The sequence below is a fragment of the Granulicatella seriolae genome (assembly GCF_024543085.1).
Taxonomy (GTDB): domain Bacteria; phylum Bacillota; class Bacilli; order Lactobacillales; family Aerococcaceae; genus Granulicatella; species Granulicatella seriolae.
Genome location: NZ_JANHNZ010000011.1, coordinates 45514 through 53908, shown reverse-complemented (window position 1 = coordinate 53908; position 8395 = coordinate 45514). Strand labels below are relative to the sequence as shown.

General features: G+C 37.9%; 6 protein-coding genes. All 6 read right to left on the bottom strand.

The genetic code is table 11. The features are described from left to right. Window positions 1-927 precede the first annotated feature (927 nt). The 6 genes from pgmB to NPA36_RS09075 all read right to left on the bottom strand — a co-directional run bounded on the left by pgmB (window position 928) and on the right by NPA36_RS09075 (window position 8340). Window positions 928-1596 carry a beta-phosphoglucomutase gene (gene pgmB, locus NPA36_RS09100; RefSeq protein ID WP_256945815.1) on the bottom strand — a complete coding sequence of 223 codons (669 nt, stop codon included), beginning with the start codon at window positions 1594-1596 and terminating at the stop codon, window positions 928-930. Between the two features lie 59 nt (window positions 1597-1655). Next, on the bottom strand, window positions 1656-3932 hold the full coding sequence (locus tag NPA36_RS09095) for a glycoside hydrolase family 65 protein (protein WP_256945814.1): 2277 nt from the start codon (window positions 3930-3932) through the stop codon (window positions 1656-1658). A 29-nt stretch (window positions 3933-3961) separates the two neighbouring features. Continuing rightward, window positions 3962-4792: a hypothetical protein gene (locus NPA36_RS09090; RefSeq protein WP_256945813.1), complete on the bottom strand. Its 831-nt coding sequence runs from the start codon at window positions 4790-4792 to the stop codon at window positions 3962-3964. A gap of 43 nt (window positions 4793-4835) precedes the next feature. Continuing rightward, window positions 4836-5687, bottom strand: coding sequence for a sugar ABC transporter permease (locus tag NPA36_RS09085; RefSeq protein WP_256945812.1), 852 nt, complete (start codon window positions 5685-5687; stop codon window positions 4836-4838). A gap of 1 nt (window position 5688) precedes the next feature. Further along, window positions 5689-6996 (bottom strand): carbohydrate ABC transporter permease, encoded by a 1308-nt coding sequence (locus NPA36_RS09080; RefSeq protein ID WP_256945811.1) that lies wholly within the window; start codon window positions 6994-6996, stop codon window positions 5689-5691. Between the two features lie 78 nt (window positions 6997-7074). Beyond that, window positions 7075-8340 carry an extracellular solute-binding protein gene (locus tag NPA36_RS09075; protein ID WP_256945810.1) on the bottom strand — a complete coding sequence of 422 codons (1266 nt, stop codon included), beginning with the start codon at window positions 8338-8340 and terminating at the stop codon, window positions 7075-7077. Window positions 8341-8395: the final 55 nt, after the last annotated feature.

Here is an 8395-nt window from a genome sequence, read left to right as displayed (position 1 = left end):
GGTTTGTCTTCTTTGTTCAGTTTTCAAAGGTCAATGTCTTTCGTTGTCGTTTTGACAACTTCTATATATTATCACCGTCTCTGTTACATGTCAACAAGTTTTTGAAGTTTTTTTATTTTATTTAAAAAAATAAAAGCGCTTCACTTATCAGTAACTTGTTCATGAATTAAAACAGTAGAGTTAGATTACCATAGGTTCTAGCTATCTGTCAACGATAATAAACAGAAATTTTACGACAATCTACATATAGTTGGATAGATGTAAAGAAACACCATATTTAGAGAAAAAAAGAGAGCCGATAAACTACCTCGGCTCTCTCAGCTCTTTTGTAGCAACGTTCCAGGATTGACCTCTAGGGTCCTTTCTTTTGGATACTTTCCATCAATAAGTTTTCTGACCTATCATAAATCTGTCTTTCTTAATTCTAACGGTCTTCGAAAATCTTCGATTCACTATTCTTCTTATTGTGGAGATTTGGTACTTTCTTTTCATTCTTACACAAAACTTACTTTCTAAACTTTCTTCCTGAATGAAACGTTTTTTTGATTAGGAACAAGCTACAAAGAGTTTGGTTTAGGTGATTCATACGTGGAACACTTACTTTTAGTAAATCACCCTTGATAGAAAAAGTTTAAAACCTTCTAAAAACTAAACTCGTAAACTTTATCTACCACCAATTATTCTGTGAAAGAAAACTACCAAATGATGTAATCTTCTTTACACTCATAGTATAAGGGAAGTAACAAAAAAATGCAAGCGTTTTACTCGCAAAATCTTCTTCTTTTTTTCTCGTAGGAAAGTCTATCTTTTTGATATTTTTTCTCAATGAACGAGGCATATAGCCTATCATTTTGACATGCCATATTCCTGTCAAAATACAAAAAAACCGAGTCATAAAAACTCGGTTTTAAGCACAATAGTATTAAATTATTGTTTAGCATTGAAGGCTTGCAGAATTGCTTCTAATGACAGCTTGCTAGTGTCAGGTACTAAGTAATCTGCTGAACCTAGTGAGTCTGCTGAACCAATACCAACTGAAAACATTGGAGCTGCATTTATCGCTTCAATTCCTGCTTGAGCATCTTCTACTCCGATACACTCTGATAAAGGTAAGCCTAATTGTTGTGCTCCTTTAACAAATATTTCTGGATCTGGTTTGCCGTTAGATAGGCTTGCTGGGTCTACAACTGTTTCAAAATAGTCAGCAATTTCAAGTTTTTCTAAAAGAAATGGTCCATTTTTACTTGCTGAGGCCAAGGCCAACTTCATCCCTTTTGCTTTTAATTCGTCCAGAAATTCTTTGATACCTGGTAAAAGGTCTGCTGGTGATACATTATTGATCAATAATTTGTATTGTTCGTTTTTCTCGTCGGCCAACTCTTCTTTTTCAGCTTGGTTATAGTGATCACTCTTATTACCAAATGCTAAAATGCGTTCAAGAGAATCCATACGACTTACACCCTTGAGTTGTTCGTTGAAATCTCGGTCAAATGCTATACCAATCTTATGCCCCAATTCTTGCCATGCTAGATAATGGTACTCTGCCGAATCGGTTAGGACACCATCCAAATCAAATATAAATCCCTTAACTGTCATAAATTTCCCTCCTACTATAAAGAAAGGGTTATACAAGATAGCATAACCCTTTTTGATATTTAAATACTTACTTTAATCTTGTCTTCAAGTCTTACCACTTGGTCTTTAACAGTAATATCAAGCGCTTCGCCTTCTAATAAAGTGATTTGGCAAGAGTCTTTTGTTACTGTTACGTCCAATAAACGTCCACGAAAATTAATCTTGAAGTTGTAGCCATCCCAGTTGCTTGGAACAAATGGTGCAAAGCTCAAGTGGCCGTCTGTAATACGCATACCAGCGAAACCTTGAACAATGCCTAGCCAGCTACCACTCATAGAAGTGATGTGCAGGCCATCTTCGGTATCGTTATTGTAGTTGTCTAAGTCTAGACGAGCTGTACGAGCATATAGTTCAACCGCTTTTTCTTCTTTTCCAAGTTCTGCTGCAAGAATTGAATGCACACATGGTGAAAGTGAAGATTCATGAACAGTTAAAGGCTCATAGAAATCAAAATTGCGTTCTTTCTCTTCTAAACTGTATTTGTCAGAGAAGAAGTAGATATTTTGTAAAACATCTGCTTGTTTGATATATGGAGAACGCAAGACTTTATCCCAAGACCATTTCTGGTTAAGTGGGCGGTCTTCTGGTGACAATTCACTAACTGGTGTTAAGTCTTTGTCAAGGAAGGTATCATGTTGTACAAAAATACCTAATTCTTCATCATAAGGATAGTACATATTGTCGATGATGTCTTGCCATTTTTCACGTTCTTCTTGGCTTACAGCTAGTTTGTCTAAGACGTCTGCTTGTCCTTTCGCCAATTGTTCAAGCGTATATTCTAGGGTCCAGGTTGCGATACGGTTTGTATGGTAGTTATTGTTGACATTGTTTTCGTATTCGTTTGGCCCAGTAACACCATGCACCATATATTTTTGAGCACGTTTAGAGTAGTGAACGCGGTCAGCCCAGAAGCGTGAAATTCCTACCAATACTTCTAGCCCTTCATTTTTAGCGTAAGAGTCGTCACCAGTATAGTTAGTGTAGTTGTAGATAGCATAGGCAATAGCCCCATTACGGTGAATTTCTTCAAATGTAATCTCCCACTCGTTGTGGCATTCGACACCTGTGAAAGTAACCATTGGATAGAGAGCACCTTTAAGACCTTGTTGCTTAGCATTATGGAAAGCACCGTCTAATTGGTTGTAACGATATAAAAGTAGTTGACGAGTTACTTCTTGGTCGGTAACAGATAGGTACATTGGTACGATATAAGCTTCTGTATCCCAGTAAGTTGCACCGCCATATTTTTCACCAGTGAAACCTTTAGGACCAACATTCAAGCGATAGTCTTGACCATAATAGGTAGAAAATAGTTGGAAGATATTAAAACGAATTCCTTGTTGCGCTTCTTGGTCGCCGTCAATGACAACGTCCGCTTTATGCCAGCGGTTCGCCCATTCAGCAATGTGTGCTTCTTTAGCTTGTGCATAAGAGCCTCTAGCAGCAGACTCTAGTAATTCTTGAGCTACTTGAACTTGCTTATCATCTTCTACGTCACGACTAGTTATAACTGCAACTGTTTTTAAAAGTGTAACTGATTTCCCTGTTTCAAGGTGCAAACTGTATTCTTGTGAAACTTTGAAATCTTCTTCATGTAAAACAGCTTCAGCTTGAGCACCTGAAAGTTCGTTTTTCATTGCTGTCGTTACAGTGAATCTTGGCGTGCCAAAATTATTTTCAGCTGTTTGCGTAGTGACAAAGCCGCCATCATCGTAGATACCATGTCCTTTTTCTAACCAGAAACGTTCTTCATAGTTTGAGTCTTCGTTAGTTACATCGCCGTCAAGTGCTGAGGTAAAGGTAATATCAGCCTGACCTTCTAAGACTGTCGCCTCAATTTTAATGTAAGCTAATTCTTTTACGGCAACACTTAAGAAACGTTCAAACTTGAATTGAATCGTTGCACCAGCTTTTTTAACCGTAAAGCCACGGTACAAGATACCTTCCTTCATGTTTAAGTTTAGTTCAAAATTTTCGACTGGATCTGTTGCTAGATCTAACACTTGACCATTTATGGTGATACCAACTTGGATAAAATTGGTTGAATTGATAACTTTTCCAAAATATTCTGGATAGCCATTTTTCCACCAACCGACACGTGTTTTGTCTGGGAACCAAACTCCTGCGATATAAGAACCTTGGTGATGATCACCAGAGTATCCTTCTTCAAAGTTCCCACGCATACCCATGTAGCCGTTCCCGATTGAAGTTAAGCTTTCTTGTAGGCGTCTGTTTTCTTTATCTAATTGATGCGTTTCTACTTTCCAAGGATCAACCTCGAATAGGCGTTTAATCATGATGTTACCTCCATAAACTTGATTTTAAATTAATCTTTTTTACTTTTTTCTAAGACATATTCATCTCTAAAATGTGTCTTCCAATAGATCCAAAGAATCATGCCAACAAAGGCAAACCCTTGAACAGTCAGCATCATAATTGGATCTACCCAGAAGAAACCAACTAGCACAGCTAAAACGGTTGGCAATCCAAATCCGTTCAAACAAACGGTAAAGGCTTCTGAGAAGGTTTGGATGCTATACATTCTAGAAAATTTAGTCAAATATAGGAATAGACTTGAGCCTAAAATTAGTCCCAAAAAGCTAACCAACAATAGAATGCTAGTATTGATAAAATTGGTTAGGACAATAGCCAGTCGGTTTGATTCAAACCATTGTCGGCTTAGTTCCTCTTTTAGCTCTTCTACAGTTGTCACTTTTGTCAGTTGTGAATCCAAAAGATAGGCTTGACTTAATTGACCGCGTCCTTCCTCCTTCATATAAAATTCTTGAGGTGTGAACACGATACCACTCTTGCCACTTAACACTGTTTGTGCAGCTTCGTTTGATGGAGCCAAACCAACAATACCACTTGCATCATCTTTGATAAGTTCAACGTCATCAATGACCAGTTGTTCTTCTCTGACAGCTACATCATGGAGTTTGCTAACAATCGTTTCATCTAGCAAAGTCATCGCTTGAGGCATATAATCCTTCAAGTCTGCTCTGTTTTGACGGCCAATTGCTAATGAGATTGGCATGAGTAAGAGACTGTTCAGCATGAGCAAAATTAGGATTTTTTGCCAGATGTTTAAATAATTTCGTTGCATAAAACTACTGACAGGCGAAACCATCGCTCTAAAATAGTTGACTAAAAACAAAGTTTACACCCTTTCCGGTAGTTTTTCAGTCGTTTGCAGGTGACTAACCTTTTGTTCCACCCTTGATTAAGCCAGATACAAAGTTCTTTTGTAACATGAAGAATAGGACAGAGATTGGTAGAGCAATCAAAATCGCTCCAGCAGCAAATAGTGCTACTTTTTGGTTACGTGTGTCACTGATAAAGGTTTGTAGCCCTACAGCAACGGTATACATTTTTTCGTCTCTTAGTAAGAATTTGGAAAGCATGAAGTCTCCGAAAGGTCCCATGAATGCCCACAGAGCTTGAACAGCAATCATTGGTCTAACTAACGGCAAGACGATTTGCCAGAAGATACGTAGGTGCCCTGCTCCATCAAGTTTAGCGGATTCGTCTAGGTCGTATGGTACGGTATCGAAGTACCCTTTCATTAACCATGTATTCATTGGAATACCACCACCGATATAAATCAGTGCTAGGAACCAGAATTTGTTAATCGCACCTAGTAATAACGCCATTACGAAGAAAGCTGTCAAGGCTGCCATAGTTGGTACCATTTGTACGATTAGAAAGAACAATAGGCTTTTCTTACGTCCAATAAAGTTGTAACGGCTGTAAGCATATCCAGCAATAGTAATTAGGAATACTTGGGCAACCATGGTGATGGTTGCTACAATCATAGTGTTTTTGTACCAAGTTAGATATGGTGTCTCATTGAATAGTCGCGTAAAGTTGTCTAAAGTCCATTTGGCATTTAAATCTAAGGCAAAAGCTGTTACATTTCCTGCTTTAAAGGCAGATGAAACAGTAATCAACAGTGGATAAATAATCACGACTGATAGGATAATAAGAAATAGATAGGTAAAGAATTGATTTAAATATTTGCCGAATTTGGCTGAGCTAGTTAATTTTTTCATCTTAGGCATCCTCCATATTAAAGGCATTTGTCCGTTTAAAGACAATTAGGGATACAGAGATAACAATAACTGAGATAATCAAGGTCAAGGCTGCTGCAACAGAGTATTGTGGTGAGTTTCCTGTAGTTAACTTATAAATCCAAGAAATCAAGATATCCGTTGCTCCAGCTCCACCACCAACACTACCAGGACCACCCATATTAAATAGATAGATCATAGAGAAGTTGTTGAAGTTACCAGTGTATTGGGTTACAAAAATTGGTGCTGCTACAGATAGGATAACAGGCAAGGTGATAGCAGTGAATCGTTTAAAGGCTCCAGCACCATCAATTTTAGCTGCTTCATATAAGTCTTCAGAGATAGATTGAAGGATACTAGTGACCATTACATAAATATAAGGGAAACCTAACCAACCTTGAATCATAATAATAGCGGCTTTGGTCCAGAATGGATCTGTCTTCCAAGCGATATTTCCGATTGAAAGGAAAGGTAAAAAGTTATTAAGGAAAGGAATTACTTGAGTATTAATCGCACCAATTGAGTCATTAAACATATTTGAGAATGTCAAAATGGTAATGAACGCTGGTACAGCCCAAGGTAGGAGGAAGATAACCCCAAAGATACGTTTTCCTTTGATAAATGATTGGTTGGCAACAACTGCGGTGAAGACACCTAAAAAGATTTGTAAACTGGTTGCTAAAACTGTCCAGATAATTGTCCATGAGAAAACAGACAAGAAAGCATCTCTAAAGGTGCTCAAGAAGAAGATATCTGTAAAGTTTTTAAAGCCTACCCAATCCAAAAGGAATGCAGGTGGGATATGCTTAAAATCATAGTTTAAAAAGGCTGTAAAAATAGTAACGAGAACGGGGAAAATAATGGCGAAAGCCATAAAGAAATAAGATGGAATAATCAATAAGTATGGGAAACCGTTAGTATAGATATTGTTTGCTAATTCTTTAATCGTTTGGCTAACTGGTAGACCAGCATTCCAATGTTCAGCCACTTTTTTCGCATCACGAATATTGAATGCATAAAAAATTAGAAAAATAACAGTAACTAAAATTTGGAGCGTTCCACGAATCATCATGAAAAGTGAATGATCTTGTCCAGGAACTGTTCCAAGCGTAATAAAATCTGCTAATGCTCCAAAGCCGAATAGTGCCATTTCTACTACAAATAAAGCTGCGATTGCTAAGAATATAACCCCTTTAATAACTTGGCGGTTATAGAATTGCCCTAATCCAGGGATAATTGACAGAAGCATGGCTTTTTTGACATCTTGTTTTGGATTTTGCGTCTTTTCCATGGTGTGCCCTCTTTTCTTTTAAAAAATCTGGCGAGCTCTTAGGCTCACCAGATAGTCTTTTATGTTCCTTACTAGTTCTTAATATTTTTGTTGAATAGATTCTTTGATTAACTTAGTAGCATCGTCTGCAGATTGTTGAGGAGTTTTGTTACCTGAAACTGCATCGAACATTAAGTTTTCTGCACCAGTCCATACTTCACCCATTTGAGGGATGTTAGGCATTGGAACTGCATTAGCATAAACATCGATAACCGCGTTTGTTAATTCACTGTTAGCTTCAGTAGCTTTTTTACGAGCTACTTGGTTAGCTGGAACTTCTCCAAGCACTTCATACATCTTGTTTTGTTGTTCTTCAGAAGTAACCCAGTCTAAGAATTTTTGAGCCAATTCTTTCTTAGTTGAGTAGTTAGAGATAACCCATCCTTTACCACCAGCAAATGGTGCATATTCTTTGCCATTGTCTAATGTAGGGATTTTAGCTACGCCGAAGTTTAGGCCAGCTTCTTTGAATTTAGATGCATCCCAAGGTCCATTGATAATCGCTGCTGTTTTGCCATCTAAGAATGATTGGTTAACAAATTCGCCAGCTGACTTCACATCACGCATACCTTGAGGCCAAACTTCTTGGAACCATTTAGTTGCGTAAGTAATACCGTCAACAGCACCTGTTGAATTCAAACCAATATCGTCAACTTTTGTACCGTTGTCTCCAAATACATAACCGCCGTATCCAGCAATTAATCCGTAAGAGAAGTAGAAGTCAGTCCATTTTGCTAAGAAACCAGTGTTTTTACCAGCTTCACCTTCAAAGTTATATTTAGGGTCTTTTCCAAGCGCTTCAACTTCAGCAAATGTTTTTGGTGCTTCAGGAAGCAAGTCTTTGTTGTAGTACATAACTAAGGTTTCGATAACTGCTGGTGCACCGAAAATTTTGCCTTCTGCAGTAACTTGTCGTTTGTCTGTTTCATCGTATGCAGCTGCTTCATTTAGTTTCACTTCTGCAATCTGACCTGTTTGTCCAAGTGATCCCATACGGTCATATGGTGCAATCAATACGTCTGGAGCTGTCCCAGCAGGTCCATCTAGTGAAAGACCATCTAAAGCGTCAAACATGTCTTTGTCTAATACTTCAACTTTAACATTGTTCGCTTTTTCAAAATCAGCAATGTTAACTGAAAGATAATCGTATAAACCCGCTGATGAAATTAACAATGTTTCTTGTTCGCCACCAGCCGCTGCTGATGAACTACTTTCTGTTGATGGCGAACCACCACATGCTGCTAAGGTTAAAGCTGCTACTGCTGATAGTGTACCGATTGATATTTTTTTCCAATTCCATTTCATAAAATGGGTCCTCCTTTTTTAGTTGCCTAGGCAACTGCTTTAATTCATAAGTTAA